Annotated in this window: 4 protein-coding genes; 3 read left to right on the top strand and 1 reads right to left on the bottom strand. The window is 44.3% G+C overall.

What is annotated here, in order from left to right:
* The 3 genes from ACK5MF_RS12800 to ACK5MF_RS12790 form a co-directional block, all read left to right on the top strand.
* The coding region (locus ACK5MF_RS12800) for an IS3 family transposase (RefSeq protein WP_416919910.1) at window positions 1–218 on the top strand (218 nt) is incomplete at its 5' end.
* Between the two features lie 79 nt (window positions 219–297).
* Entirely contained in the window at window positions 298–1923 is a 1626-nt protein-coding gene (locus tag ACK5MF_RS12795) for an ABC transporter permease (protein ID WP_416922808.1), read from the top strand.
* Window positions 1923–2951: an ABC transporter ATP-binding protein gene (locus tag ACK5MF_RS12790; RefSeq protein WP_416922806.1), complete on the top strand. Its 1029-nt coding sequence runs from the start codon at window positions 1923–1925 to the stop codon at window positions 2949–2951. The genes ACK5MF_RS12795 and ACK5MF_RS12790 overlap by 1 nt, the downstream gene beginning before the upstream one ends.
* 135 nt (window positions 2952–3086) lie before the next feature.
* On the opposite strand, the gene ACK5MF_RS12785 is transcribed toward ACK5MF_RS12790, so the two are convergent.
* Window positions 3087–3321: hypothetical protein (locus ACK5MF_RS12785; protein WP_416920405.1), on the bottom strand; the 235-nt coding region annotated here is incomplete at its 5' end.

The raw sequence follows: 3321 nt of genomic DNA, 5'->3' as shown, positions 1-3321 counted from the left end.
TGTCGAGAAAAGGAAACTGTTTAGATAATGCAGTGGCTGAAAACTTCTTCGCTTTACTCAAAACAGAGATGTATCACGGTCAAAGCTTCACTGATGCTGATGAACTGATTGCAAATATCGAAGAATATATAGAGTATTACAATACAAAACGGATTAAGGTGAAATTTAAAGGCCTGACTCCGATAGAATATCGAAATCAGGCCTTGCAAGCCGCTTAACAGAAATGTCCAACTTTATGGGGTCACTTCAGACCCGTGGGAACGTAAACGGAAAAATAATGCGTTTTACTAGTTGTAAATGAAAGAAAAATATCTTATCTGGAAAACCAGTAGTGTTGCTCTGGCAAGCCTACTGGTTTTACCCATTCTAGCCATATTCTATACCGCTGTTGGTCATAGCGATGACGTGTTTACTCATCTGATGGCCACGGTAATGCCAACTTACGCGCAAAATACCGTCGTTCTTACTGCTAGTGTTATGGCTTTGTCCCTTTTGTTTGGCATACCAAGCGCATGGATTATGGCAATGTGTAAGCTTCCCGGAGAAAAAATTCTTCAATGGGCTTTGGTGCTCCCTTTAGCGATTCCCGGTTATATCGTGGGTTATATTTTTACTGGCTGGTTTGACTATGCTGGCCCAGTACAAGTGTGGTTAAGAGAGTTAACCGGTTGGCAAGCCGGAGAGTATTGGTTTCCTGACATTCGAAGTTTAACCGGAGCCAGTATTGTGCTGGCTTTAGTGCTTTATCCTTACGTTTATTTATTGTGCCGGGCAACGTTTATGGAGCAGAACGTATCGCTATTACAGTCAGCTCGACTACTAAAATGTTCACCATGGGAAAGTTTTAGACGTATCTCGTTGCCGTTGGCTCGTCCAGCTATTGCTGTGGCGTTATCGCTGGTGGCGATGGAAACTATTGGCGATTTCGGTACCGTTAAATACTTTGCCATCAGTACCTTAACTACCGCTGTCTATGATACCTGGCTTAACTACTCCAACCTCAATGCCGCTGCTAAAATTTCCGCTATTATGCTGCTCATTGTGCTGTTGTTGCTAAGTGCAGAACGTTACAGTCGTCGCAAGCAAAAGTTGTATCAGACTCAATTCAATAGCCATGAAGATTTTCGCTATCAACTAAGCGGTTGGAAACAGTGGTTTGCTCTGCTCTGGTGCTGGGGATTAGTGGCGGCTGCGTTTATCTTTCCTCTGCTGCAACTTCTCAGTTACGCCTACATTTATTTCGAACAGAGTTGGACGGCAGAGTACCGAGATTATGCGATTAACAGTGTTAAAGTGTCGCTAACCGCTGCGATTGTGGCAGTTAGTGTGGCGATAATTGTCAACTTCTATACTCGCTTAAAACCAAATCGCTTTAGCGTCGCTTTGATGCGTCTATCTTCGATGGGATATGCGGTTCCGGGAACCGTATTGGCTATCGGTGTTATGGTGCCCGTTCTCACCATGGATCACACTGTCAACGACATAGCAAAAGCGATGCAGTGGGGAAGACCAGGGTTGATTTTCTCTGGCACTATGTTCGCCATCATTTTTGCCATGTTGGTGCGTTTTTCTGCCATTGCTATCGGCAGCATCGAGAGCAGTCTCAATAAAATTTCGCCTTCACTGGATATGGCGGCCCGAACAATGGGGTACAAGGCTAACAGCATGTTGTGGCGAGTGCATTTACCTTTAGTACGACGTGGGGCTTTAATCGCAGGTTTGTTGGTGTTTATTGAATCGATGAAAGAGCTCAATGCTTCATTGTTGCTACGTCCATTTAATTTTGAAACGCTGGCAACGTATGTTTATAACTATGCTTCGGACGAGCATTTAGAGCTCGCCGCCTTGCCTGCTGTATTGTTGGTATTGGTTGGTTTACTACCCCTAGTCATTGTTAACCGTTCTTTGGAGCAAAACCACTAATGAGCTGTGCACTTTCCATTCAAGATCTGACTTGTCAGTACGATACGCAAACTGTGTTGCAATCTCTTTCGCTTGAAGTCGCGCAAGGGGAAATTGTTTGTCTGCTTGGCGCAAGTGGCTGCGGTAAGACAACATTATTAAAAGCCATTGCCGGACTGCTACCTTTAACGTCGGGTCATATGAGTCTTAACGGTGTGACTATTGATGATGGGGCGAACTGGTTAGCACCGGAAAAACGTAATATAGGAATGATTTTTCAGGATTATGCGCTTTTTCCCCATTTAACGGTGGAAGAAAACGTAGGCTTTGGGTTGCGTGATTTGCCTTTCGGTGAGCGTCAAATCAAGGTTCAGGCGATGTTGGATCTGGTTCATCTGAGTGAACTGGGTGATCGTTATCCGCATCAGTTGTCTGGTGGTCAGCAACAGCGCGTTGCCATTGCGCGTTCGCTGGCGTATAAACCGGATCTTCTTTTACTTGATGAACCGTTTTCCAATATCGATACCCAAGTTCGCCACGATTTGATTGCAGAGATTCGTAAAATCTTCAAAAAGCAGGGTGTGACAGCGATTTTCGTCACTCACTCTCGAGAAGAAGCTTTTGCCTTTGCCGATAAAATGGCGGTGATGAATCACGGTGTTATTGAACAGTTTGGCACTGCCTCAGAGCTCTACTATCAGCCCTCAAGCAAGTTCGTTGCGGATTTTCTTGGTGGTGGTAGCTATCTACCTGCGACTCGTAATACTGAAGGGCTGTTTGTGACCTCTTTAGGGACACTGGAAGCACAAATACAGGCGAATATTTCATGTGGTCAACGTTGTGATTTATTGCTGCGTCCTCAACAGGTCTTGATTCAAACATCCGATGAAGGCGAAGTGACGGTGTTAGAGCAGCAGTTTATGGGTGACCACTGTCGCTATGTGATTGATGTTCATGGAACTAAGCTGCTAGCGACGTCTTCGCAGCCAATATCTGTAGGACAAAAAGTTGTTGTGGAGATTGACGAGCAGGGGATTTTGGCGTTTTGATTTATCGCTAATATCTATTCATTATCCCAGAAACTAATAACTATTAGTCATCCCAGAAAATGCGTAGCATTTATCTGGGATCTAGTTAAAGCGTCGGTGGAAAGTAGATTCCAGCTTTCGCTCAATGCTGTTCGTTTAAGAGTTCTCTTTCTTTTTTCGTGAGCTCTTCAACGGGAATTTGATAGGTTTTATCTTGACCGCCCGTTCATAATTTGGGCGGTCTTGCTTTGGCATAATAAACTCCCGTAATGACTCGGTTAAATCTTTTAAACGCGCGGGGAGTGACTGAAGATTTTTAGTTCGACAGATGGCCGTGTAATCATAAAGAACGACTTTAAATCCAAGTTTAAAGCTGATTCTAAGCGGACTG

The sequence above is a fragment of the Vibrio sp. genome, from assembly GCF_047973365.1.
GTDB lineage: Bacteria > Pseudomonadota > Gammaproteobacteria > Enterobacterales > Vibrionaceae > Vibrio.
Note: the sequence above shows the minus strand (reverse complement) of the source record. Positions and strands in the feature narration are given on the sequence as shown.

Coding starts and splice junctions, on each gene's coding strand:
- ACK5MF_RS12795 (WP_416922808.1), top strand. CDS start 298: ATGAAAGAAAAATATCTTATCTGGAAAACCAGTAGTGTTGCTCTGGCA.
- ACK5MF_RS12790 (WP_416922806.1), top strand. CDS start 1,923: ATGAGCTGTGCACTTTCCATTCAAGATCTGACTTGTCAGTACGATACG.